This window comes from Pontibacter sp. CAU 1760, from assembly GCF_054482735.1.
Genome location: NZ_JBTLRL010000005.1, coordinates 226,920 through 251,069, shown reverse-complemented (window position 1 = coordinate 251,069; position 24,150 = coordinate 226,920). Strand labels below are relative to the sequence as shown.

23 protein-coding genes and 1 tRNA gene are annotated in these 24,150 nt (G+C 53.2%); 16 read left to right on the top strand and 8 right to left on the bottom strand.

Annotation, left to right across the window (positions count from 1 at the left end):
- The 3 genes from ACXYMU_RS09490 to ACXYMU_RS09480 all read right to left on the bottom strand — a co-directional run bounded on the left by ACXYMU_RS09490 (position 1) and on the right by ACXYMU_RS09480 (position 3,082).
- Positions 1 to 552 carry a YceD family protein gene (locus tag ACXYMU_RS09490; RefSeq protein ID WP_458986141.1) on the bottom strand — a complete coding sequence of 184 codons (552 nt, stop codon included), beginning with the start codon at positions 550 to 552 and terminating at the stop codon, positions 1 to 3.
- Positions 553 to 619: 67 nt separating this feature from the next.
- The gene (gene pdxA, locus ACXYMU_RS09485; protein ID WP_458986140.1) at positions 620 to 1,642 is read right to left on the bottom strand and encodes a 4-hydroxythreonine-4-phosphate dehydrogenase PdxA; all 1,023 of its coding nucleotides are present in this window, start codon (positions 1,640 to 1,642) and stop codon (positions 620 to 622) included.
- 6 nt (positions 1,643 to 1,648) lie between these two features.
- Entirely contained in the window at positions 1,649 to 3,082 is a 1,434-nt protein-coding gene (locus tag ACXYMU_RS09480; protein ID WP_458986139.1) for a leucyl aminopeptidase family protein, read from the bottom strand.
- 156 nt (positions 3,083 to 3,238) lie between these two features.
- On the opposite strand from ACXYMU_RS09480, the gene rsmA reads away from it, so the two are divergent.
- The 5 genes from rsmA (at position 3,239) to ACXYMU_RS09455 (ending at position 7,524) form a co-directional block, all read left to right on the top strand.
- On the top strand, positions 3,239 to 4,018 hold the full coding sequence (gene rsmA, locus ACXYMU_RS09475; RefSeq protein ID WP_458986138.1) for a 16S rRNA (adenine(1518)-N(6)/adenine(1519)-N(6))-dimethyltransferase RsmA: 780 nt from the start codon (positions 3,239 to 3,241) through the stop codon (positions 4,016 to 4,018).
- A gap of 10 nt (positions 4,019 to 4,028) precedes the next feature.
- Complete coding sequence (mgtE, locus tag ACXYMU_RS09470; protein ID WP_458986137.1) at positions 4,029 to 5,384, top strand: magnesium transporter; 1,356 nt, start codon at positions 4,029 to 4,031, stop codon at positions 5,382 to 5,384.
- Between the two features lie 65 nt (positions 5,385 to 5,449).
- Positions 5,450 to 6,382: an NAD(P)-dependent oxidoreductase gene (locus tag ACXYMU_RS09465; RefSeq protein WP_458986136.1), complete on the top strand. Its 933-nt coding sequence runs from the start codon at positions 5,450 to 5,452 to the stop codon at positions 6,380 to 6,382.
- Between the two features lie 265 nt (positions 6,383 to 6,647).
- Entirely contained in the window at positions 6,648 to 7,121 is a 474-nt protein-coding gene (greA, locus tag ACXYMU_RS09460; protein WP_458986135.1) for a transcription elongation factor GreA, read from the top strand.
- A gap of 4 nt (positions 7,122 to 7,125) precedes the next feature.
- A complete protein-coding gene (locus tag ACXYMU_RS09455) occupies positions 7,126 to 7,524 on the top strand; it encodes an HIT family protein (RefSeq protein WP_458986134.1) in 399 nt (132 codons plus the stop codon).
- 89 nt (positions 7,525 to 7,613) lie between these two features.
- Here the strand turns inward: ACXYMU_RS09455 and ACXYMU_RS09450 are convergent, their stop codons facing one another.
- The 4 genes from ACXYMU_RS09450 to ruvC all read right to left on the bottom strand — a co-directional run bounded on the left by ACXYMU_RS09450 (position 7,614) and on the right by ruvC (position 11,329).
- Complete coding sequence (locus ACXYMU_RS09450) at positions 7,614 to 8,663, bottom strand: MlaD family protein (protein ID WP_458986133.1); 1,050 nt, start codon at positions 8,661 to 8,663, stop codon at positions 7,614 to 7,616.
- Positions 8,664 to 9,437 carry an ABC transporter ATP-binding protein gene (locus ACXYMU_RS09445; RefSeq protein ID WP_458986132.1) on the bottom strand — a complete coding sequence of 258 codons (774 nt, stop codon included), beginning with the start codon at positions 9,435 to 9,437 and terminating at the stop codon, positions 8,664 to 8,666.
- Between the two features lie 12 nt (positions 9,438 to 9,449).
- Positions 9,450 to 10,268: an MlaE family ABC transporter permease gene (locus ACXYMU_RS09440; RefSeq protein WP_458986131.1), complete on the bottom strand. Its 819-nt coding sequence runs from the start codon at positions 10,266 to 10,268 to the stop codon at positions 9,450 to 9,452.
- A gap of 488 nt (positions 10,269 to 10,756) precedes the next feature.
- Positions 10,757 to 11,329, bottom strand: coding sequence for a crossover junction endodeoxyribonuclease RuvC (gene ruvC, locus ACXYMU_RS09435; RefSeq protein ID WP_458986130.1), 573 nt, complete (start codon positions 11,327 to 11,329; stop codon positions 10,757 to 10,759).
- Between the two features lie 24 nt (positions 11,330 to 11,353).
- On the opposite strand from ruvC, the gene ACXYMU_RS09430 reads away from it, so the two are divergent.
- The 10 genes from ACXYMU_RS09430 to ACXYMU_RS09385 all read left to right on the top strand — a co-directional run bounded on the left by ACXYMU_RS09430 (position 11,354) and on the right by ACXYMU_RS09385 (position 20,178).
- The gene (locus tag ACXYMU_RS09430; protein WP_458986129.1) at positions 11,354 to 12,346 is read left to right on the top strand and encodes a lysylphosphatidylglycerol synthase domain-containing protein; all 993 of its coding nucleotides are present in this window, start codon (positions 11,354 to 11,356) and stop codon (positions 12,344 to 12,346) included.
- Positions 12,343 to 13,476 (top strand): glycosyltransferase, encoded by a 1,134-nt coding sequence (locus tag ACXYMU_RS09425; RefSeq protein WP_458986128.1) that lies wholly within the window; start codon positions 12,343 to 12,345, stop codon positions 13,474 to 13,476. Before ACXYMU_RS09430 ends, ACXYMU_RS09425 begins: the two co-directional genes overlap by 4 nt.
- Positions 13,473 to 13,730 carry a hypothetical protein gene (locus ACXYMU_RS09420; RefSeq protein WP_458986127.1) on the top strand — a complete coding sequence of 86 codons (258 nt, stop codon included), beginning with the start codon at positions 13,473 to 13,475 and terminating at the stop codon, positions 13,728 to 13,730. Before ACXYMU_RS09425 ends, ACXYMU_RS09420 begins: the two co-directional genes overlap by 4 nt.
- The gene (locus ACXYMU_RS09415; protein ID WP_458986126.1) at positions 13,731 to 14,915 is read left to right on the top strand and encodes an ABC transporter permease; all 1,185 of its coding nucleotides are present in this window, start codon (positions 13,731 to 13,733) and stop codon (positions 14,913 to 14,915) included. It abuts the gene before it with no gap.
- Positions 14,908 to 16,131, top strand: coding sequence for a PP2C family protein-serine/threonine phosphatase (locus tag ACXYMU_RS09410; RefSeq protein ID WP_458986125.1), 1,224 nt, complete (start codon positions 14,908 to 14,910; stop codon positions 16,129 to 16,131). The genes ACXYMU_RS09415 and ACXYMU_RS09410 overlap by 8 nt, the downstream gene beginning before the upstream one ends.
- 70 nt (positions 16,132 to 16,201) lie before the next feature.
- The gene (locus tag ACXYMU_RS09405) at positions 16,202 to 16,834 is read left to right on the top strand and encodes a polysaccharide deacetylase family protein (RefSeq protein WP_458986124.1); all 633 of its coding nucleotides are present in this window, start codon (positions 16,202 to 16,204) and stop codon (positions 16,832 to 16,834) included.
- A complete protein-coding gene (locus ACXYMU_RS09400) occupies positions 16,831 to 17,931 on the top strand; it encodes a glycosyltransferase (protein WP_458986123.1) in 1,101 nt (366 codons plus the stop codon). The genes ACXYMU_RS09405 and ACXYMU_RS09400 overlap by 4 nt, the downstream gene beginning before the upstream one ends.
- Before the next feature lie 266 nt (positions 17,932 to 18,197).
- Complete coding sequence (locus tag ACXYMU_RS09395) at positions 18,198 to 18,965, top strand: TatD family hydrolase (protein WP_458986122.1); 768 nt, start codon at positions 18,198 to 18,200, stop codon at positions 18,963 to 18,965.
- A 1-nt stretch (position 18,966) separates the two neighbouring features.
- A complete protein-coding gene (locus tag ACXYMU_RS09390; RefSeq protein ID WP_458986121.1) occupies positions 18,967 to 20,034 on the top strand; it encodes an asparaginase in 1,068 nt (355 codons plus the stop codon).
- Positions 20,035 to 20,090: 56 nt separating this feature from the next.
- Positions 20,091 to 20,178 (top strand) — tRNA-Ser (locus ACXYMU_RS09385).
- 483 nt (positions 20,179 to 20,661) lie between these two features.
- Here the strand turns inward: ACXYMU_RS09385 and ACXYMU_RS09380 are convergent.
- Positions 20,662 to 22,311 carry a carboxylesterase/lipase family protein gene (locus ACXYMU_RS09380; RefSeq protein ID WP_458986120.1) on the bottom strand — a complete coding sequence of 550 codons (1,650 nt, stop codon included), beginning with the start codon at positions 22,309 to 22,311 and terminating at the stop codon, positions 20,662 to 20,664.
- Between the two features lie 547 nt (positions 22,312 to 22,858).
- On the opposite strand from ACXYMU_RS09380, the gene ACXYMU_RS09375 reads away from it, so the two are divergent.
- Positions 22,859 to 24,055, top strand: a complete 1,197-nt coding sequence (locus ACXYMU_RS09375; protein WP_458986119.1) for an MFS transporter — start codon at positions 22,859 to 22,861, stop codon at positions 24,053 to 24,055.
- The last annotated feature ends 95 nt before the right edge of the window (positions 24,056 to 24,150 follow it).

Here is a 24,150-nt window from a genome sequence, read left to right as displayed (position 1 = left end):
CTAATTCAAATTGCGGAGCGCGTCCCACCGGGGATCCACCTCATCGTCATCGTCGTCATCATTCCCCTCGTCGTCGTCCGCTTTAATACGGGAAGAGTAGATCAGGATATCCTTGTCGTTGTCTTCCGCTTCTTCGTCCTCGCTTACAAAACGCGGATGAAGCTTTTTCATGGGTACTGCCAACCCAATGTAATCATACAGGTGCTGGGCAATGTTAATGGACTGCGTGTTGGCTGTTATCTGCCACAGATCGTCGTCTAGTTCAGTGTTCTCATCGCCATACTTGATCCGGAACGCGCCTTCTGTCTCGATCGGGTAGTCAAACTCGTCCAGACTTCTATCGCACACCAGGCGAACATGGCCGTTGATGGCTAGCTCAAATGTTAACAGCGCCTCTGTTTTATCCAGCTTCACTTGTGCAACAAGGTTACCGCCTAAGATGAACTCTTTCCCGAACAGGTCAAAGAAAGAATCATCCAGTTCGAACTCGTACAAGTGCTCCTTGTTAGCGAGTTTCGCGATGCCGATTTCATAGTCTCTTAACTTCTTCACAACCGACTTTTTATTGCAAGATGCAAAATTAGAATATATTTCTGATAAATAAAATATTCTGTCCTAATTAAACCGTGGGCATAGCCGCCTCCTGGCGCTTCCGGACCACATCACAGGCCAGGAACAAAGCCTCGCGGAAAGAGGTTTCGCTGGCTATGTGTTTGGCTGCTATGTCATAAGCCGTGCCATGGTCTGGTGAGGTGCGCACCACTGGTAGGCCCGCGGTATAATTCACGCCGTTCTCGAAGGCCAATGTTTTAAACGGAATCAGGCCCTGGTCATGGTACATGGCTAAAACGGCGTCCACCTGCTGGAACTGGCGCATCCCGAAAAAGCCATCGGCAGGGTATGGCCCAAACACCAGGTGCCCGCGCTCTTTCATCTGTACCACGGCAGGGCGGATGATCTCCACTTCCTCTTTGCCTAACAATCCTTTCTCACCGGCGTGCGGGTTAAGGCCCAGCACCGCGATGCGTGGCTTCAGGATACCGAAGTCGTTGTGGAGCGTGTCCAGCAGAATGGTCATCTTCCGGATCAAGAGTTCCTCTGTTATGCGGGATGACACCTCCTTCAGGGGCATATGGCCCGTTACGGTGGCCACCCGTAACCCGCCGCTCACTAACAGCATCAGGCTCTCGGCAGCGTCGAAGTACGAAGTCAGGAACTCGGTATGGCCCGGAAAACGGAAGTCCTCTGCCTGTATGTTGTCTTTGTCAATGGGGGCTGTCACGAGTCCGTCGAGTAAACCCGCTTTCAGGTCGCGGCTGGCAGCCAGCAGCGAGTCGAGCGATGCTTTGCCTGAGGCAGGTGTCGGGTGGCCCGGGTTCGATTCAAGCTCATCGTCCCAGCAGGTAATGACGTTGATCTTCCGGTGCGTCAGCGCCTGCGCCGAGGCGGATTCCTGGAAATTGAAGTGTTCGGCGTTCAACGCTTTTTTAACCTGCTTTAGCAAGCTGGCCGAGGCGTATATAACCGGGGTGCAGAAATTAAGGATGCGCTGATCCGAAAGCGTTTTGACCACTACCTCCGGCCCGATGCCGTTGGTGTCGCCGATGCTGATACCGAGTCTCGGTTTTATCTTTTTGTCCATGTTAGATTATCGTGCCAATGCGCTAAAGTAGTTATATACTAGCCGAACCCCGGAGCCGGTGGCCATCTTGCCGCGGTAGCTGTCTTCGCTATGGAGGTAGGCGGTGCCTGCAATATCAAAGTGCACCCAAGGGTAATCGGTAAAAGCCTCCAGGAACTTGCCAGCCGTGATGTGCCCGGCATTGGCGCCGCCTAAGTTTTTCAGGTCGGCGATGTCAGACTCGAGTTGCTTTTTGTACTCATCCCAGAGCGGAAACTCCACCGTGCGCTCGTGCACGTTGTCTCCTGCCTGCTTTAACCCGGCCATTACCTCTTCGCCAGCAGTGCCCATCACCACCAGGCCTTCCTGGCCTACGGCACGCATGGCGGAGCCGGTCAGGGTGGCAAAGTCGATCACCAGCTCCGGGTTGTACTTTTTAGCAAAGCTCAGCGCATCTGCCAGGATCAGGCGGCCTTCCGCGTCTGTGTTCAGCACCTCCACCGTCAGGCCGCTGTACATGGTGATCACATCACCTGGTGCAACAGCATTAGGGCCTGGGCGATTATCGGTGGCCGGAATAAGGGCGATGATATGCAGCGGCAGCTTGTTTTTGGCAGCGGCATACACAATCCCCGTCACCGCGGCAGCCCCAGCCATATCCGATTTCATGTAGTCCATCGACTGCGGCGTAGGCTTGAGGCTCAGTCCGCCGGTATCGTACACCACGCCTTTGCCCACCAGCACATAAGGCTTCTGGTTTTTAGCGTTCTCCGGTTTCCACTCTAATATATTAAAGGTAGCAGGCTCTGCACTACCCTGGTTTACGGCCACCAGGCCCCCCATCTTTAAAGACTGTATCTTGATCAGGTCTAGCACTTCGGTCTTGAAGCCCGCCTGCTGACCCAACTCAACCAGTTGCTCGCTGAGTTGCTCGGCCGTCTGGTGGCTGTGGGGCTCATTCACTAAGTCACGCACCTGGTATACCGCCTCCAACACGTTAGCCAGTTCCTCTACTGCTTCGCCGCTAACCTGCTCGTCGGCAACCGTGATGGTTTGCAGGGGGCTGGGCTTGGCGTCTTTGGTCTTGTGCTTCTGGTATTGGTAGTTGCTCAGGTAAAGGCCTTCCGCCACGTATAAACCCGCCTGAGCGCCGGTCTGGTCCAGTACCGTGATGTTGGCCACCTTATCGGCTTTTAGCTGCTTCAGTAAGGTATGGCCCGCCTGGCGCAAGGCTTCCTGCTTCAGGGCCTCCGTCTTTGCTTCCGGCGATACCAGCAGGTAGAGGTGGTGCGAGTACCGGTTCAGCGAGATAAGCTTGGCTTCCTGCTTCACTTGCTGGGCCACATAGGACTGTTCTTCCGGCTGCAGTTCCGGCGCCTGGGCCGCTTTGTCGGCGGCGACTACCAGCACGAGGTCTGCATTTTTCGTTAAGCTTGTATTGTATTTAAGTTGCGTTGGCATTTGTCGTTCGTATCTTTGGTGCTGCAATATAGTAAGTATAAAATGGAATGCGAAAAGCGAGTGGCAGCGAATGCCAGGCCGCTTCAGCGCTTAAACATATAACGGGTTTGCGCCAGAAAGTATACCTTTTTGCCCGGAAACCATAAAAAGCACCGTGTGAGCAACGTAAAACCAAAAAAGCACCTGGGCCAGCACTTCCTGACGGACCAGAACATTGCCCGGAAGATTGTGGACCAACTGACGCTGCCCGATGGGGTAAGCGACGTGCTGGAGATAGGGCCGGGCATGGGCGTGCTGACCAAGTACCTGTTGCAGCACCATGCCTACCGCACCACCGTAGTGGATATTGACCGTGAGTCGATTGCTTTCCTGAAAGAGCATTTCCCGGAACTGGGCGATCGCATCATCTCCGCGGACTTTCTGAAAACGGACCTGACCACGCTGTTCCCGGGCAAGTTCGCCATCATCGGGAACTTCCCTTACAACATTTCGAGCCAGATCTTCTTTAAGGTGCTGGAGCAGCGGGACGCGGTGCCGGAGGTTGTCTGTATGATCCAGAAAGAGGTGGCCGAGCGCCTGGCATCGCCGCCGGGGTCTAAGGCTTACGGTATCCTGAGTGTGCTGCTGCAGGCGTTTTATACCATCGACTACAAGTTCACAGTGCACGAAAACGTGTTCAACCCGCCGCCAAAGGTTAAATCTGCCGTTATCAGCCTGGTGCGTAACAAGGTGGAGCGGCTGGAGTGCAACGAGGTGCTGTTCAAGCAGGTGGTAAAGCTGAGCTTTGGCACGCGCCGCAAAACGCTGCGCAACTCGCTGCGTAGTTTTAACCTGCCTCCGGAAGTTACCACGCAGCCTGTGTTCGACAAGCGCGCCGAGCAGCTTTCGGTGCAGGATTTCGTGGCCCTGACCAACATGGTGGCGCAGAACATTTGATAAGACAAGGATGCAGCAGGTAGAGATAACCCGGGAGTACATTGAGCAGGTAGAGGAAGCCATCGAGCGGAAGGATAACGCCTTTATACTGGAGACCATGGCCGACATGCACCCGGCCGATGTGACGACCGTGCTCTACGAGCTGGATACCAACGAGTCGAAGTACGTGATGGACCTGTTGCCCCCCGACACAGGTGCGCAGATCCTCAGCGACCTGGACTACGACATCCGCAACGACTTCCTGGACTATTTTACCAGCGCTGAGATTGCCCGCTACGTCAACCTGATGGATTCAGACGACGCGGTGGACATCCTAAACGAGCTGTCGGTGCAGACGCGTGAGGAAGTGATTGCCCTGCTCGATAACGAGGAGAAGGCCGCCCACATCCTGGACCTGCTCCATTACGAGGAGGACTGCGCCGGCGGTTTGATGGGGAAAGAGCTTATCAAGGTGAACCTGAACTGGCGGGTGCGGCACTGCATCGAGGAGATCCGTCGGCAGGCTGAGGACGTGGAACGGATTTATACCGTGTACGTGACCGATAACAAGGATATTCTGGTGGGCCGCGTCAGCGTGAAGAAACTGCTGCTCTCCCGCGACGATACGCCGGTAAAGGAGATATATAACCCCGATGTGATCGCGATTGAGTCGTTTCGGGATGAAAACGAGGTCGTGAGTGTGATGCAGCGCTATGACTTGGAAGCCATACCCGTTGTGAACATACAGGGGCGCCTGCTTGGCCGGATCACCATCGATGACGTGGTAGACGTGATGCAGGAGCAGGCCGAGTTAAGCCGGCAGCTCATGACCGGTATTACTGAGAATGTGGAGGAGGATGACAGCGTGTTCCGGATCTCGCGTTCCCGTTTGCCCTGGCTCATCATCGGGATGGTGGGTGGCTTGTTGGCTGCCCAGTTTATGGGTTTGTTTGAGGCCGATATCGCGATGTTACCGGCGGTGGCGCTTTTTGTGCCGCTCATTACGGCAACGGGCGGGAACGTAGGCATCCAGTCTTCCTCCATCATCATCCAGACGCTTTCGTCCAACTCGGTGATGTTTGATAATTTTGCCCAGCGTATTCTCAAACTGATCATGGTGGCTTTGCTGAATGCCCTCATCATATCCATTCTGGTGTTTGCATTCACCTACCTCTTCCGGCACGAGTTGAAGCTCTCGGTGGTGGTGTCGGTAGCGCTTTTCTCAGTTGTTATCCTGGCTTCGCTCATGGGCACCATCACCCCCATGATCCTGGATAAGTTCGGCATCAACCCCGCTGTGGCGGCCGGGCCCTTCATCACCACAGCCAACGACCTGCTCGGCTTAGCCATTTACTTTGGTATAGCACACATGCTGTATAACCTGTAATTACGCAGCAAACCTAGCTTATAAAGCATGCCTCATTCACCCAATAAACCAAACCTCATACCCGTATGCGCATCCTGATTATCGACGAAATTTACCCAAGCATTTTCCCGATGCTCGCGCGTATCGGGGCCACTGCAGACTACCGACCGGACATCAAGCCGGAGGAGGTACGGGAAGCTTTGGCGGGCTTTGACGGCCTGATCGTGCGGAGCAAGATGCGCATCACCGCTGACACGCTGGCATTTGCCAACCAACTCAAGTTTGTGGCCCGGGCAGGAGCCGGCGTGGATAACATCGACGCGGAGGCCCTGAAGGCTCGCGGCATTGCATTGCTGGGGGCCAATGAGGGCAACCGGCAGGCGGTAGGGGAGTTTACCCTCGGGTTGCTGGTGTCGTTGGTGCGCAACATCAACCGAAGCGACAAGCAGGTGCGCGGCAAGGTATGGCTGCGGGAGGAGAACAGGGGAGAGGAGATCGGTAACCAGACCATCGGCATCATTGGGTATGGCAACATGGGGCAGAGTTTTGCCCGCGTATTGCAGGGCTTCGGGTGCCGCATCCTGGCTTACGACCGTTTTGCCCCGGAAAAGATAACGTCCCCGGCAGAGCGCGTATCGTTGGAGGAGTTGCAGGCCCGGGCGGATGTCGTGAGCTTCCACATTCCATACATCCCCGAAAACCTGGGCATGGCGGACAGCGCGTTCTTTGAGGCTTTCCGGAAGCCTATATGGTTCTTGAACACTTCGCGCGGCGATGTGGTGGACCAAACAGCCCTGGTGCAGCAACTTAAAGCCGGCAAGGTAAAGGGCGCTGCGCTGGATGTGCTGGAAAACGAAAAACTGAAGACCCTGACCGCCCCTCAGCAGGAAAATTTTGACTACCTGGCTACTGCAGATAATGTGATCCTGACCCCGCACATTGCCGGCTGGACGCACGAATCTTACGTAAAGATAAATGAGGTATTGGTAGACAAGATACAGCTGTTAAGGCAGGTATAAAGAGGCTGAACAGCGGCCCATAGTGGCACGCAACATTTATAGTGGCCTGTTGTTACTTGTAATGCAAAATTTGTATATTTGTTCCATAGCGAGGGCGCTTAAGGGCTTTGCTATGGGGTGTAAACAAACGAAAGCGTATGCCATACGCCTGTGCCAGGCACCGCAGCAAGAATTAAAATTAAATGTACATATTTGGCAAAAAGAACGGTTATGCGAGCCATAACCGTTCTTTTTGTTTTTGTGTTTTAAACGTGAGAACTATACTATGAGCAACATTTCTTATTACACAGCCGAAGGTTTGCAGAAACTGAAAGACGATCTGGCTGAGCTCAAGACAAAAGGCCGCGCAGAAGTGGCCCGCCAACTGGCTGAAGCACGCGACAAAGGCGACTTGAGCGAGAATGCCGAATACGACGCTGCCAAAGACGCCCAGGGCCACCTGGAGCTGAAGATCGCTAAGATGGAGGAGGTGGTAGGCAATGCCCGCCTGATTGATGAAACGCACCTGGACACCAGTAAGGCGCTCATCCTGTCTAAGGTGAAGCTGAAGAACCTGAAGAACAACATGGTCGTGGATTATACCCTGGTGGCAGAGGAGGAAGCAAACCTGGCAGCAGGTAAAATATCAGTAAAGTCGCCGATCGGCAAAGGCCTGTTGGGTAAATCTGTCGGGGATGTAGCCGAGATCACGGTGCCTGCCGGTAAGATAGAGTTCGAGATTCTGGAAATTAGCCGTTAAGCCCATGGAAGCGACCATATTCACAAAGATTGTAAACGGAGAGATACCAGCCTATAAAGTGGCGGAAGACGATCGTTACCTGGCCTTTCTGGATGTGTTCCCGACTACCAAAGGCCATACCCTGGTTATACCCAAGCAACAGATCGACTACCTTTTTGACCTGGACGATGAGCTATACCTCGGGCTAATGGCTTTCGCCAAAAAAGTAGCTCTGGCCGTGGAAAAGGCTGTGCCTTGCAAACGCGTGGGGGTGGCCGTTGTAGGCTTGGAAGTGCCGCATGCCCACGTGCACCTGATTCCGCTGAACAGCATGCAGGACATGAACTTTGCCAATAAGCAGCAGTTCAGCCAAGAGGTGTTTGAAGCGGTAGCCCAGAAAATAAAGGCCGCTTACGAGGGATAGGCGTTAAAACCCTAACCCACAAAAAAGGGGGGGAGAACCTGAACAAACGTTCTGGTTCTCCCCCCCTTTTTTATGCGCGGATGGGGGCTTTACTGCTTCTTCCCAGAAGTTCCTCCAGGCAAGGTGGTGTCTTGCTTTTGCTGTTCTAATTTTTGCAGTTCCTCGAGTTGCTTTGCCTCCTCCTTCTCCTGCCTTCTGAAAAAGCCCCTGAACAGAATGTTGCTTTGGAGGGCTTCCATGTTGGCATCAAACTTTTCAGAACTCGTTTCCAGGTTCTGCATCGTGCTTTTCAGGTTACGGGCAAATTCCTCGTCGCTCAGCAGCACGCCTACAGCATTGTTCTCATTGTTCAGGCGGGTACTGGTTGCTTTCAGGTTTTGCGTAAGGGCGGCGGCGGCGGTTGTCGCTTCCTCTAACTGTGCCATCGAGCGCTGCAGTTGGCTATACACCGTGGTATCCGTTAAGGCCTTGTTCACGAGACCGCCCGGCCTGTTGAGGGTAGCAGTAAACCTGTTCAGCGACTGCGAGGCCTGCACAGTGTTCTGAGAGGTGCGTTGCAGGTTGGCCACCATACTTTCGAAGTCGTTTGCCAACGTCGAGTCCTTCATCAGCTTGCCAATCGTGCCCTGTCCCTTCACCAGGCCGGAAGTGAGCTGCTTGATGTCGTTGGTGATGGCTACCAGGTTGTTATTGTTCTTCTGAAGCGTTTCGATCAGCTCGTCGGTGTCCAGCGGGTTGGCGGCTTTTATCCGGGCACCGTCGTTAACCGGCGGGGCCTGCGGGCTGCCGCCCTCCAGTACAATATTCTTGTTGCCAATAAAGCTCTCGGAGCTGATGCGGGCAACCGCATCCTTGCGGATATACTGCTGGGCGCTCTCTTCCACGCTCATCGTCACCTTCACCTGCGACTTGCCCACGAACTCGATCTTTTTGATGGTGCCTACCTTCACGCCGGAGAACCATACGTTGTTGCCCGATTTCAGGCCTGCCACGTCATCAAACACGGCATGCAGTGAGATGGTGCTGATGAAGCGTTTTTGCTGTCCGGCCAGGGTAAAGATGCCAGCCACCAGTATGATGATCGCCAGCAACACAAAAATGCCGACGATGACGGAACGTTTATTATCTGCAGTGCTCATTTAGTCTATAAAGTTGTAATTATAAAAAGCTTGTACGCGCTTGTCGTCTGTGGCAAACACTTCCTCAAAGGTGCCCTCCCGCTTAAACTCGCCATCGAGCAGCATCACCACCCTGTCGCCCACAGCGCGCGCGCAGGTCAGGTCGTGGGTGATGATGATGGAGGAGGTGTTAAAGCGCCGCTGCACCTCATTGATCAGGTTGTTAATCTCGATGCAGGTGATCGGGTCTAGTCCGGCTGTCGGCTCATCATAAAGCATGATCTCGGGGCGTAGAATCAGCGTGCGCGCGATACCGATGCGCTTGCGCTGCCCACCGGACAACTCCGAGGGCATCTGGTGCATGGCCTGCGACAGTCCAACAGCCTCCAGCACAATGTCAATAACCCGGTTACGGTCACGCTGCGTCATGTCCTTGGAATGGCGCTCCAACGGGAATTCCAGGTTCTCCTTCACGGTCATGCTATCGTAAAGGGCGCTGTTCTGAAAGGAAAAACCGATCTTCAGGCGCAGCGCATCTAGTTCCTTGGGTGTTAGGTGGCCCACTTCCTTGCCCAACACGTTCACATCGCCCGTGTCGGCGCGCAGCAGGCCCGAAATGATCTTGATCAGAACGGACTTACCGGTGCCCGAACGGCCCAGCACGACCAGGTTCTCGCCTTTGTACAGGTCCAGGTCAACACATTTGAGTACCTCAAAATCGTCGAAGGCCTTTTGTAGCCCCTTGATCTCAATAACCTTATGGTTCCTGTCTATATTTGGGTTGATTTTTTTCATGTCAAGTAGCGGCTATATGCCTCTGATCGCATTAATAACCTGCATCACTAGTAGTTCCTCGATAAACACGAGGAACATTGCCGTCACCACCGACGTGTTTGCCGCCTTGCCCACGCCCTCGGTGCCCTTGGAAGAATGATAGCCTTTGTAGCAGCCCACCATCCCGATGGTGAAGCCGAACAGCACTGATTTTACGGAAGAAGAGATGATGTCGAGAAAAGTGATGGCATCAAAAACCTGGGTGAAGAAGGTGGTAATGGTCGTCAGTTCGTTTTGGTGCACATTCAGATACCCTCCCATTAGCGCCACAAGTGTAGTATACATGGTCAGGGCCGGAATCATGAAAGTGGTGGCGAGCACGCGGGTTACTACCAGAAACTTAAATGGATTCGTGGCGGAAACCTCCATCGCATCGATCTGCTCCGTTACCCGCATAGAACCTAATTCCGCGCCGATGCTGGACCCCACCCGGCCAGAAGCTATGATAGCCGTAACCAAAGGGCCCATGGCGCGCACAATGGCCACAGAAATCAAAGCGGGGAGCAGGGACGTAGCCCCAAAATCGCGCAGGGAAGGCCTAGACTGGTTGGTAAATACGATGCCGATGATGAAACCCGTGACAGACATCAGCGGCAGTGACCGCACGCCTACCTCATAGCACTGCTTGATGATTTCCTTAAACTCATATGGCGGGAAAAGCACCTCCCTGAAAAAACGGGCGATGAAGCTATATATCCGGTATAGCTCCAGGAAAAGACGGTCAGCTCTTCTGGAAAGGACATATTTACGTGAACTGGTAGCGGGTGTCTTCTTATTGTTGTTTGAATCCATTCGTTGTCAGATGAAATCCGGCTGGCTCCGCATAAGTGCGCCGGCAAAAAAAGGTGTGTCTTCCCAAAGACTTCTTTGCTTCTACGGTCGGATGGAAGCACAAGGTTATCCAAGCGTATCCCAATGTTTCACAGTCAAGCGGCTATACCCTGGTTTGTCCACTTTCCGGAGCCCGGACAGCTATTTGTCCAGAAACCAGTGGGCTTGCTTTCCTCGTCCGTGCTTTAAAAAGACCAATCGTGCACGGTTTTCAAACCAAGCCGAATCTACAAAAGCACTAACTTGAAGCGCTTGCAGGGATAAAGATAAGGATGAAATAACACTAAACGAGAAAAACGGTATAAAGCTACAACTGCCGGGGGAATGGTCCAAGAATTATCGGGTAGGTGATGATGATAACGCTGCCAGCGGGCGGCTTATACTAAAGACGCTATTGCTACGAGGAAGTAGCGCCTGCCGTTTATTAAACCGAGAGTAAAATAGCTGTACTATTTCGCAGCCAGGCGGTCGGGGTTGTCCTGCACAAAACTCTTCCAGGACTTGCCACCCTGCTTGGCGTTGTTGCCTTTCTGGTAATGGTGGCACAGCGCCACGCCAAGGGCATCGGTCGCATCGTGTAGTTTGGGGTCTGGCTGTATCTTCAGGATTTGCACCAGCATGCTGGCTACCTGCTCCTTCGAGGCATTTCCGTTACCGGTTACAGACTGCTTTACTTTTTTGGGGGCATACTCCACATAGGGGATGTCGCGGGAGAGGGCGGCGGCGATGGCAACCCCCTGCGCCCGGCCCAGTTTCAGCATACTCTGCACGTTCACGCCAAAGAAGGGCGACTCAATGGCCAGTTCATCGGGCAGGTACTCGTCGATGAGCTGTATCATACGGTCGAAAATTTTCTTTAGCTTTATAGCGTGGTTGCTGTAGCTTTTCAAGTGGATTACGCCGTACTGCACCACACGCACCTTTGCCCCTGTAACCTCAATCAGGCCATACCCCATCACCTGCGTGCCGGGGTCGATGCCAAGGATGAATTTGTTGGGGGGGAGTGCGGGAAGGGAAGCCATAGCTGCAAAAATAGCGATATTATCTTGAACATAAATCTCCATCGGAAATTCCTTTTGCTAACAGGGAAAGCGATTGTGGTGGCGCTGACGCTTTTGCTGCTGTACCAGGCAGTCTTCACGGCCCCTGACATGCTGCTGACCTGGCAGCGCATATTGCGGCAGGCCTGGGGTAACCCCCAAGGCTACGCGCTGCTTTTGTGCGCCGTGGTGCTTATACCTGTTAATTGGGGCTTTGAGGCGGGAAAGTGGCAACTGTTGGGGCAGAGGGTGGAGCCGATGGCATTTTGGCAGGCATACCGTGCCGTGATGGTTGGACTGACCCTCGGCTTTATTACCCCGAACCGCCTCGGCGACTATGCCGGGCGTGTACTGGAGCTGAAAAGTCAGCAGAGGCTGGAGGCGATCGGCGCCATCTTTATGGGGCGGTTTTGCCAGTTGGTGGCTACGGTGCTGGCGGGTACTTTGGGGCTGACTTACTTTGTCTATAACTTTTACTGGCAGCAGTATCCGGCTGTTTTTATGAGTGTTATGGTGTTGTTTATCGCTTTCGTTGCAATCACCCTGTCGCTGCTTTATAATGCCCGCGCCATGGTGGCCTTGGTTAGTGCGGTGCGCCCCCTCAAGCGGTTTGTGCCCTATATCGCCATCATGTCTGCCTATACGCGTCCCGAACTAAACAAGCTGCTTGTGCTTTCACTGGGTCGATACTTCGTGTTTCTGATCCAGTTCGTGCTGCTGTTGATGTTTTTTGGAGTGAAGCTTAGTCTGTTGGCTTACTTCTGCGGGGTTTCCGGTACGTTTTTCTTAAAATCAGTAGTGCCTTCTGTCAGCCTGATCTCAGACCTGGGGGTGAGGGAGCTGTCAGCTATGTTCTTGTTTGGGATGCTGGGGCAGGGGCGCTTAGAGGTGCTTAGTGCCAGCCTCACGCTCTGGCTCCTGAACATAGCAGTGCCAAGTGCCTTTGGGCTGTACTTTGTGCTGCGGCTGCGCTTTGCCCGTAAGGAGGTGCTCGCTTGATCTGGCTGCTTACCTTTTCGCTGCTGGCCTATGCCTGGATCATTCTGCAACGCAGGGTGGCCTGGCATGAGCTGCCTGTCTCAGACGCGCCACTGTCATATCATCCCGATGTACGGCTTTCCATCATCATACCTGTGCGCAACGAGGCAGCAAACATTAGGCTGCTGCTGCAGGACCTAGAGCAGCAGCTATACCCCAAGGAACTCATCGAGGTGCTGATAGTAGACGACCATTCTGAGGATATTACGCTTCAGGTAGTACATGAGTACATGGTTGGTTCCCATCTGAATATAAGGGTGTTAAAGTTGCAGGATTACCCCGCCATGCAGTTGAAAAAGGCAGCCGTACAGAAAGGGGTAGAGATGGCGCAGGGAGAACTGTTGGTATTTACGGATGGTGACTGCCGGGTGGGTCCCGAATGGCTGCGGCAGTATGCCTACCTGTTCCGCTTGCACAAGCCCTACTTCATCTCTGGCCCCGTTAGCTTTCATCATACCCGGACAGCCTTTGAGCGGATGCAGCTGGTGGAATTCGCCAGCCTGATTGGAATCGGAGGGGCCTCCATCGGTATGAATCAGCCGAACATGTGCAACGGAGCGAACCTGGCTTACCGCAAGGATATCTTTGACAGCGTGGCAGGGTTTACCGGAAACGAGCATATAGCCAGCGGCGATGATGAGTTCCTGTTACACAAGGTGCATGAGCAGTACCCGGGCAAAGTGCTCTTCATTAAGAATGATAAAGCGATTGTTTATACAGATGCTCGTAAAACGCTGATTTCCTTTGTGCAGCAACGCGTTAGATGGGCAAGTAAATGGAAATCATACCAGAGCCTTGCGGTGCAGTTAATAGCAGTGACGGTGTTCATGGTGAATTTCCTGTTGTTCCTGGCGATCGCGCTGGTCATCACGGGCAGTATGCCGCTGTGGATATTTATTACGGCATATCTTGCGAAATTTACCGTGGATTTCTTATTTTTAAAATCAGTGTTGGGCTTCCTCGGAAAAAGGAAGTACCTCTGGTATATGTTGCCACTGCAACTGGTTTACGTGCCGTACGTGGTGTTCACAGGCTCCTGCGGCTTGCTGGGGCGCTACCGCTGGAAGGGAAGAATAATACGCAATACATGAGCGAAAACGAATTTGATTTATTGGACGAACTTTACTTCGTGACCTCTTATGCAGACTTGCGGAGCACGCTCTCGCTCAGCGATGAGGAAATGTGTGCCGGGCTTCAGGCGCTTATCCGCCAAGGGTACGTCAAGATTCTGTATCCAGACCAGGACACTGACCATACCTACGACGAAGCCAGTTTTAGCAGGCAGTGCCAGGAGTATTACTACCTGGCCACCAAGGCCGGGCTGGTAGTGCACAACTCTATCTAAATGGCACTACACGCCAGCGTCGCCCCACCTCCATCCCGACCCCCATCTTACTATATCCGGCAGCGGCTGTTGCAGAACAAGCCGGCCATGTTCGGTTTAGGGGTAATCCTGTTGGCTGTGTTGGTGGCACTCGCTGGGTATGCCATCATGCCAGATTCCACGCCGCATGCCAACAACGGGCTGGTACAGCTTCAGAAGAAATCCCCCGGTTACACTACCCAAGTATTACTGCTGCCGAAGCCTCTCCGGATCGGGGAAGATGTCGGCTTTTTGGAGGCTGTCCTATCTGGTACACCTTCTGCGTACCGCCAACTGCCTATCGCGCGTTATGCCATGCAGGGCGATAGCCTGTGGGTGCAGCCTGTGCGGAGCAACAATGCGTTGGCGGATGCCCCGCAAGTATTTGCTTTACGCGATGTTTTAGGTGATCAGTATAAACCATCTGACTATGAGCGCACTAAGGCGGTGCTGGAGCTGGAGTATGTGCAGAAGAAAACATTTTGGCTCGGCACCGACAAAGCCGGGCGGGATGTACTGAGCCGCTTAATTCTGGGGACGCGTATTTCGCTGGGCATTGGCTTTGTGGCGGTGCTCATCTCCCTGCTGATCGGGGTAACGGTGGGGGCAACCGGCGGCTACTTTGGCGGCTGGGTAGATAAGCTGATGTTGTTTTTAATGACCGTGGTTTGGTCGGTGCCGGGCATTATGCTGGTCATCGCTATTAGCCTGGCCCTCGACAGCAAAGGGGTATGGGTGGCTTTTGTGGCGGTGGGCCTGACCATGTGGGTGGAGGTGGCCCGGGTGGTGCGCGGGCAGGTGCTCAGCCTCAAAGAAAAGAATTATGTAGAGGCCGCCCAAGTGCTGGGAATACCCCAGTACCGGATTGTTTTTAGGCATATCCTTCCAAACATTCTCGGGCCGCTTATAGTTATTGCCACAGCAAACTTTGCCGCAGCCATCCTGATTGAGGCGGGTTTGAGTTTCCTGGGCCTGGGTGTACAACCGCCGGCACCATCATGGGGGATGATGGTGAATGAAGGTTTTCAGCTGATTGGTGCTCAGGCTGGTCTTTTTTTAGTAGTTTTGCCGAGTATATGCATCAGCGTCCTTGTGCTGGCCTTCAACCTGTTAGGCAACGGCCTCCGCGACGCTTATGACCCCAAAATACAACTTAATAATGTCTGAAATCATCACACCGAATACACAGCAGGAGCTCAATTTGAAGAAGCTGGAACTCTCGGCATTGCTGGAGATCACGAAGGCTATCAACGACAACCTGCCGGAAGCGGCCCTCTTTAAGATATACCGTTTCACGTTGCTGGCGCAGCTCCAGATCAGCCGTTTGGTGCTTTTTGTGCGCGACGAGGACTGGGAATGCAAAGTGTGTTTCGGCACAGAGCAGGATTTTACGAAGCACCCGCTGCCCGACGGCATCATGGGCATTACAGAGATCTCCAAAACCTCTAAGCTTGGGGTTGATAAAAAGTGGCGTGCCTTTGATATCGTGATCCCGATCCTGCACAACGGCAAAGTGCTGGCCTTCGTGATGATTGGCAAGATTCAGCCTTATTACCAGAACCTGGGAGCCCTGGGCTTTGTGCAGACAGTCAGCAACATCATGCTGGTGGCGATTGAAAACCACAAGATGGCCCGGCAGCGGTTAGTGCAGGAGTCCATCCGAAAGGAAATCGAGATTGCCCGCGAAGTGCAGTCGATGCTTTTCCCGAAGTCGCTGCCCAACGACAAGGACGTTACCATCTTCGCCAGTTACATACCCCATTCTTCTATCGGGGGCGATTACTACGACTTTATCGAGATTGACCAGGACCAGTTCCTGTTCTGCGTGGCCGATGTGTCCGGGAAAGGGGTGCCGGCCTCGCTGCTGATGTCCAATTTCCAGGCAGGGCTCCGGACCTTGCTCCGGCAGACTCCGGACCTGGGGAAAGTAGTGGAGGAGTTAAACAACCTCATTTACCGAAACGCGATCGCCGAGAAGTTCATAACTACTTTCGTGGCGACCTACAACCGCAAGACCCGGGAGTTGTGTTATGTGAACGCAGGCCACAATGCCCCAATCCTCTTGTATGAAAACGACACGCATGCGCTACTCAACGATGGCTGTACCATGCTAGGCGTTTTCGATGTGTTGCCGTTCATGACGGTGGCGAAGGTGCAGGTGCCGGAGAAGGCCGTGCTGCTTTGCTATACCGACGGCCTGACCGAGGTGTTCGACAAGAATGAGGAGGAGTTCGGGATCGAGGGAACCGTGAGTTTCCTGAAGCGCAGTCGCTTCATGAGTTCGAAGACCATGCACCGCCAGCTGCTCGATGAGATCAAAATGTTTAATGATGAGATAAGCTTCAGCGACGACATTACGCTGCTATCTTGCCGCTTTAAGTAACAGCTACCTGCAAAATGCGGTTGCTGTATCAGCCAGCCGCACTTTATCTGTTTCACGCTTACTCAGCCTTTTGTTCCGCCTCTACAAAACTCCCTCCCTGCTTAAGAAGCTAATGCCGGGTTATACCTGGCATCGTCCGGTCGCAGCCGCTACCTTATACCTCACGTTTGATGATGGCCCCGTGCCGGAAGTAACTCCCTGGGTATTGGATCAACTGCGCACCTATGGGGCAAAAGCGACTTTCTTCTGTGTAGGCGATAACCTGGTGAAATACCCGGAGTTAGCCCGGCGGGCTCTGGCAGAAGGCCACTTGCTCGCCAACCATACCCATAACCACCTGAAAGGCTGGCAAACAGCGCTGGATGATTACGTGCAAAACATTGCCTTATGCCAACAGCAACTGGAGGTTTTGCAGCCACATCAGGCAAAGCGTTTATTTCGGCCACCCTATGGCCGGATCACGGGCAGGCAAGCCAGCGTGCTGCGACCGGGGTATGAATTGGTCATGTGGGATATCCTCACCAACGACTATGACGCCACGCTCTCACCAGAGAAATGCCTGCAGCAATCCCTGCGGTATACCCAAAAAGGGAGTATCATCGTATTCCACGACAGTCTGAAGGCGCAGCGAAACATGCAATATGTCCTGCCGCGCTTCCTTGAGCATTTTTCCGGGCTCGGCTATTCGTTTGAGACGCTATGATCATTTCGGTTGCCTACTTTATAGTATACTTTACCTTTTTTCTGATTTTGCTGGCCCTGTTGGTTTTTCACCGCAGCCCCCTCCATGCGTGTGCCCTGCCAGTGCAGGGTTTGCCGCGCGTAAGCATTCTAATAGCCGCCCGTAACGAGGAGCACACGATCCTGCGCTGTCTGCAATCCATCGAAGCCCTGAATTACCCTCCTGAAAAGCTGGAAGTATTAATAGGGGACGATGCCTCCACGGATGCTACCCGCGCCGTGATAGAAGAATTTATCCGAAATCGTCCGAATCATACTTGCTTCTCCATTCAGCAGCAGGGTAAAACACAGGGGAAAGCCAATGTGCTGGCACAGTTGGCGCGGCATGCCACCACCGATTACTTTCTTTTCACGGATGCCGACATCACTGTGCCGCCGGAATGGGTGAACAGCATGCTGGCTAGCCTCAAGCCGGGTATTGGGGTTGTAACGGGTATCACGGTAGTAAGCGGACCTGGCTTTTGGGCCAAGTTGCAGGCTATGGACTGGCTTTATGCCCTCGGCCTGATGCAGGTCGTGTCGGAGTTGAGTTTGCCGGTTTCCACGATGGGCAACAACATGCTGCTGCGGCGGGAAGCTTACGAGTCGGTAGGAGGGTATGAGGGCATTGCGTTCTCAGTCACCGAAGACATTGCCATGTTTAACGCGCTTACACGGAAGGGGTGGGGCTTCAAGAACTTATATATTCCGGAGGTGCTTGCCCTGTCGGAGCCTGCACCCAACGTCGGGCAACTGCTGCACCAGCGCAAACGCTGGATGCGGGGTTCCATGCATTTGCCCCTCTATATGGCGGTGATTTTTATCCTGCACGCGGCCTATTATCCGGTGCTGCTTCCTTTTTTTGCCTATACCTCCGTAGGATCTGCCTTGGCCGTCTTTGCCTTCAAACTGCTGCTGCAAAGCCTTTTCATACATATCTGCCTGCGTCGCCTGGGCATGTCTGCCTCCTGGTGGTTCTATGTGTTTTTTGAGCTCTATCTGGTTGTCTTGTCGGTGGCCTTGATCATTTACTTTTTTCTGCCGGTCCGCATTTCCTGGAAAGGGCGGCACTACAATTAATTTTTTTTTTTGGCGTTTCACCGGGAAAATTTTCGCTCAGCAGCCAAGTTAGCTGTTACAACGGATATCAATGGTTCATGCAACAGATCGTTCCTGTCGTTGCCGACTTTGCAAGCACATCCGCCTTACCTTTAGAAACTCTTTATCTGAATAAAAATCAGGCTCTGAGCGTTATCCGAATGTGTTCGAGTTGGCCTCTCTAAATTGCAGCTTCAGGTTGCATGGCACTCAATGCCGTATTACCTTTCCATTTTAAATGTAGGTATATGATTTTGATTGACTCGCACGCGCACATATATTCTGAGAAATTTGATGAGGACAGGGCCGAAACTATAGAACGGTCGAGGCAGGCGGGCGTGAGCAGAATCTACATGCCCAACATCGACCATACCTCCATAGACGCCATGCTGGAGGCGGCCGAGAAATACCCCGCGCAGTGTATCCCGATGATGGGTTTGCACCCCACTTCGGTAGACAAGCACTTCGAGAAAGAACTCTACCTGGTGGAGGAGTGGCTGGGCAAGCGCGAATTCGCGGCCATCGGGGAGTGCGGCACCGATCTGTACTGGGATAAAACACTGCTCGCAGAACAGCAGGAGGCCTTAAGGATTCAGGTGGCTTTGGCAAAAAGATACCGGTTGCCGATTGTGCTGCATACCCGCGATTCTTTTGACGAGACTTACGAGATATTGGCCGAGGCCCAGGATGGTAGCTTAAGAGGTGTTTTCCACTGTTTCTCAGGCACGCCGGAGGAGGCGCAGAGAGTAAAGGAGCTGGGCTTTCTGATGGGTATTGGCGGCGTGGCTACCTTTAAGAATGGCGGATTAGACAAGGTGCTGCCATACCTCGAGCTGGACGACCTGGTGCTGGAAACCGATTGCCCTTACCTGGCACCCACTCCGCACCGTGGCAAGCGGAACGAACCCGTCTACCTGCCCCTTATTGCGGGCAGGGTGGCCGCACTGATGCAACAGCCCCTCGAAACAGTGGCTGAGAAGACAACCGCTAACGCGCTTAATCTCTTTAAACTTTAAGATGAAAGTAGTCAAGATTGACATAGACACCGCTACCCCGAAAGATCCGGAGGCATCCATCCTGATCATTTATACCGGCGGCACTATCGGAATGGTGTTCGATGAAGAGCACAAACACTTGGTCCCTTTCAACTTCAGCCAGATTATACAGAAAGTGCCGGAGTTGCGGCAGTTCCATTACCTGCTGACGGTGATGAGCATTGAGCCGGCCATCGATTCATCGAACGTGACTATTGCCGATTGGATGATGATGGCCCGCCTGGTGGAGGAGAATTACGGGAAATACGATGGCTTTGTGATTTTGCATGGAACCGATACGATGGCCTACAGTGCCTCAGCGCTAAGCTATATGCTCGAAAACCTACAGAAGCCCGTTATCTTTACCGGGGCCCAGGTTCCTATCGGGCGGGTACGGACTGATGCGCGTGAAAACCTGATCTCCGCGCTGCAAATTGCAGCCACGAAGATTGAGGATAAGAGTGCGGTGCCTGAGGTGTGTATATATTTCCATAACCTTTTGCTGCGCGGCAACCGGGCCAAGAAGGTGGAAAGCATGCAGTTCAGCGCTTTTAAGTCGGAGAACCATCCGATTCTGGCTAAGGCCGGTATCAACATCGACTATTACTGGAGCGCGATCCGGCCGCACGCGGCGAAAGCCTTTCAGGCGCATTATGACATGGAGTACCGGGTGGCGATCCTGAAGCTATTCCCCGGCATTACGCCGTACGTGGTGCGGAGTGTGCTGGAGTCGCCGGAGTTGCGCGGTGTGGTGCTGGAAACCTACGGGTCCGGCAATGCGCCCACCACCCCCTGGCTGCTGGACTGCCTCAGCAATGCCATCGACCGTGGCATCCTGATCCTAAATGTGTCGCAGTGCGACGAGGGCCGGGTAGACCAGGGCCATTACGAAACCAGCCGTTACCTGCTGGAAATGGGCGTGATCGGGGGAGCGGACATCACAACGGAAGCGGCTATCACAAAGATGATGTTTGTGTTGGGGCAGCAATTGCCTCTCTCTGAGATGAAACAGTTGCTGATGGATGATCTCCGCGGCGAAATAACCTTATAGATCGTGCCCGAAGCTTGCAAGTATGCGGACAATTGCTGTATATTTGCAGGAGAAACAGAGAGGTGTCCGAGTGGTTGAAGGAGCACGCCTGGAAAGTGTGTATACCTCAAAAGGGTATCGCGGGTTCGAATCCCGCTCTCTCTGCAAACACCTTAAAAAAACGGCCTTAGAGATATTCTAGGGCCGTTTTTCGTTTACCTCCTGCAACATTACTGAAACTTTTCATCAGAAATCGTCAAACACCTAAATCCCAAAACCCTCCCTTTTCATTTTGTCAGCATCTATGGCTACAGGGCATCAAAACGGGGGAATGATTAACCGCCCAAACTTTTTGGTTTTACCTTCTACCTGTCTGTTTTGATAAGGCACCATTGTGAGAGCCCTTTGGTATGATAGTATGGCTGGCCGCTTGACTATGCCTTCAGGTCACAAAGGGTTTGATTTCTTTGCCCTACATGCCGCATCAATTCTGAGCGCCTTTGCCATCAGACTTTAGGTATAAAATGAGCTATCCTACTGGTGAGTTGCAGAAGGCGCAGTAAATCTTAACGTATGCGAACAGCAAAACGCCCATCCAAAGACTTGGACGGGCGTTTTGCTGTTGATCCCACACACAGGGTTTGCGTTTTACTTCTTGCTCAGCTTGTCAAGCAGCAGGTAGCGGTCGCGTGTTTTGTCCTCCTCCAGGCGGGTGTTCACGTCGATGTGCATCACCGGAACTGCCTTGTCGCTGCTTTGCACAGCAGGCCACTTTGGCAGGTTCGCTCCGTTCGGGTCGCCCTTCTTAATGAAGTTAGCAAAGTAGTTCTGCATCACCTCCGAGATCTTGTAGTCCTCCGGTTTCCAGCTGTACACTTTGTTCGATGCGAGGTTACCCATGGCGTACTCTATTTCCGCAGAGTGCACGGCACCACGGGCAGCGGGCGCTTTAGGTGCAGTGGAGTCGCGTACCACACCTCCCGCCAAACCAGCCTGCGAGTTTCCCATCTCAGGGGTCATTTCGGGGCGCGGACGATCGTACATGTAACGGTATACTGGCTTGTTGCCGGTCTTGCTGTGCAGGTCAATCAGCTTCCAGGTGCTGTAGCCGATAAACAGATCACCGGCCAGGTCGGTTGCCGACTGCATCACTTCTTCGTTGGTGGCGGCAGGGTATAATTTCAGCACTTCAGTTGCTTTGTCTGCGTAGGTGCGCTCCACGGCTTTGCGGTAGTTCTCTGGAGTCGGTTCCTCCTGACCCAGCAGATAGCGGTAATTCATTTCCTCAGAGTTCCAACCGGCCAGCAAAGGCACTTGTGCCTGCTCCCCAGCCTCAAAAATAGCGATAGGCGCTTTCGGGAAGAAATACCCATCTACAATAGCCGAAAAGCGGGGTGCCTCAGGTTTGCCCGCAGCTTCCAGCAACTGCTGGGCAGGTATAGCACGAAGCGCAGCCAGCGAGTTAGCCCCAATGCTGTTGGCGAACTTAACACCTATTTGCTCGGCCTGCTCCAATGGAGTAGTAGGCTGCAACGACAGCAGGGACCCGCTTTCTCCGATTGCACCGGCGATCAGGTTTCTGGAAAGGGGGGAGGCCATTTGCGCGCTCACGGAATAAGACCCTGCTGACTCGCCCGCAATGGTTATTTTGTTTGGGTCACCGCCGAAGGCAGCAATGTTCTGTTTTACCCAGTGCAGGGCAGCCGACTGGTCATGCAGGCCATAATTGCCCGAGGCATTGTGCGGCGATTCCTTGGTGAGTTCCGGGTGCGCCATAAAGCCGAACACGCCCAGCCGATAGTTTACCGTGATGGCCACGATGCCCTTGGTAGCCATGCTTTCGCCATCATAGCGGGGCTCAGAACCATCGCCGGCCATAAAGCCGCCCCCGTAAAAGTACACCAGCACCGGCAGGCGTTCTTGCCCGGTTTTGGCAGGCGTCCATACGTTCAGGTACAGGCAGTCTTCACTCACGGTTTTCGAACGGAAGTTCATGTCGCCGAATATCGGAAGCTGCATGGCCCGGGGCCCGAACTCCTTTGCCGGGCGTACGCCTTCCCAGCTTTTTACTGGTTGTGGCGTTTTCCAGCGCAGGTCGCCGACAGGCGGGGCGGCAAAGGCAATGCCCTTGAACGTGCGTATCCCATTGGTGCTGGCGGTACCCTCCAACACGCCATTAGCGGTTTTAACCTGGTTGGCCGTGAGCTTGCCAGTGGTTTTACTTTGCTTTTGGGCAACTGCTGGCGCACTGATGGTGGCCAGCAGCAGCAACATGAAAATTAACTTTGTGTATTGCATAAACCTTTATTTTAATTGATCACCGGTTGAGCCACGCGTTACCGCGTTTTATTGTTTAATGATAATAAATTTTAAGCATATCTATAGGAAATTCTGGCGCTTAATCCCATTTAAGTTTAAACTTTAACCGTTTCGAATCAGTTGAGGCATCTATTGGTTTGTGACAGCTTGAGCAGGTCTGGCAATGGGCCCTAAGCTCCATGCACACGAAGGCAAAAATCGCCTACCCGGAGAATTACCCCGGAAGCTATTACCGCAAGTTTCCTGACTAAGTTAAATTCTGTGTCGTAACTTTGTGCTATGGGCAGGGTATGAGCTTTAAAAAAATAATTGGCATGTATTGCTTGAGCGTTAGTGGCTTAAGTTTAAACTTAATAGAAAGATAATCATTATTCCGAGCATAATCTCAGCTGCTGCGGGTATAAAGGGGCCTTCGGGGCTTACCACTCCAACCGTAGCCTCGTTTTACCTGCGAATAAGGGCAAAAACCTGAACATGTGGGGAAGGAAGCCGACCATATCGATATGAATATTTTAAGCATTGTATATTGAATAAGAAATTATTGCCGCTGGCATTAGGCGGATTAGGAATAGGAACGACGGAGTTTGTGATGATGGGGCTGCTGCCCGATGTTGCAGCCGACTTTAGCATCAGCATCCCCGAGGCTGGATATATGATCTCGGCTTATGCACTGGGTGTTGTGATTGGGGCACCGCTGCTAGTGGTAGCTAGCCGGAGTTTTCCGCCCAAGAAAATCCTCTGGACGCTGATGGTGGTGTTTACGGTGTTCAATGCCTGTTCTGCCTTTGCACCTACCAGCATGAGTCTGCTTATAGCCCGTCTGTTGGCTGGGTTGCCGCACGGCGCTTTCTTTGGGGTAGGGTCGGTGGTGGCAAGCCGTCTGGCCGATAAAGGGAAACAGGCGCAAGCCATCTCCTTTATGTTTGCCGGCCTGACAGTCGCTAACCTGCTCACGGTACCGTTGGGCACTTATATCGGGCACCATTTTTCGTGGCGCTACACGTTTGGACTGATCACGCTGATCGGGCTGGTGACCATGCTGCTGATTCAGCTGTGGCTGCCTGTGCTACCGGTGGCTAAGACGGGCAACATACGCTCTGAGTTAAGCTTATTTAAGAGCCGCGAGGCCTGGTTGATCCTGCTGATCACGGCTATTGGTACCGGCGGCTTATTTGCATGGATCAGTTACATTGCCCCGCTCATGACGGAAGTAGCAGGGTTTGCCCCGGACCAGGTGCCTTACATCCTCATTCTGGCTGGCTTTGGCATGGTGGTGGGTAACTTTGTGGGAGGGCGCCTGGCCGACAAAATCAAGCCTGTAAAAGCCTGCCTGGTGCTGTTACTGTGTATGGCGGCCACCTTGCTTGTCATCTTTTTTACAGCCCAGAGTCAGGTCATGTCTTTGCTGATGACTTTTGTGGCGGGCGGACTTGCGCTGGCCATTGCAGCGCCTATTCAGATCCTGATGATCAATACGGCCCGCGAGGCAGAAATGCTGGGGGCGGCCACCACACAGGCGGCGTTTAACATTGGCAATGCCTTGGGCGCTTTCTTTGGCGGGATACCTATCGCAATGGGCTATGGCTATACCTCTCCAGAACTGGTTGGGGTATTTATGGCAACCTTAGGTGCCGTGTTTGCAGTCTTGCTATGGAAGCGCCAGCAGCGCCCGGAACAGGTAGCCATACCGGGCCGCGTGCAGCAAGAACTGGTAGAGATCTAAGGCGCCACCAGTAGCTTATACTCAGCTGTTTTGGCCTGATAGCATACCGTTAAGTTCTACTTTAAAGTGGCTTCACGCTGTTTATAGGAGCCGTT